General features: G+C 53.0%; 1 protein-coding gene. It reads left to right on the top strand.

From position 1 onward, the window contains the following. On the top strand, positions 1-532 hold a 532-nt coding region (locus ACTHUM_RS18435; RefSeq protein WP_440403744.1), incomplete at both ends, for a glycosyltransferase.

Genomic DNA, 532 nt, shown 5'->3' with positions numbered 1-532 from the left:
GCCGGAGTCTTTCTCCTCAGTCGTACCGTTTTTGAAAAAAGTACCGCACAACCTGCTGCCCTTTGCTTCACGCGCCAACCAAGCCTACCGCTACGCCGATGCGCTGGTTGCCGTATCGCAGACTTATCTCGACCGCGCCAAAGAAGCCAATCCGAACGTACCTGGCGAAGTCGTTTATATTGGCGCGGATTTTCCCAAACTCGATGCCGCGCCTGCCAAAGATTTTAGCGACGACAAAACCCGCTTTTTCTACTTGGGCACGCTCAGTTACAGCTATGACGTGGAAACCGTGTGCAAAGGCGTTCTCAAGCTGCTGGACGCCGGCGAAAACGTCGAGTTGCACATCATGGGCGGCGGCCCTGATTTGGACAGGCTCAAACAATACGCCTGCGACGACATCAAGTTTTACGGCTACATTCCCTATGCCGAAATGATGTCGGTTGCCAAGGGCTGCGACATTGCCATCAACGCCATCCAGTCCTATTCAATGGCATCGATTACCAACAAACTCTCCGACTATATGGCTTTGCAA

This window comes from Neisseria sp. P0021.S006, from assembly GCF_051956895.1.
Note: the sequence above shows the minus strand (reverse complement) of the source record. Positions and strands in the feature narration are given on the sequence as shown.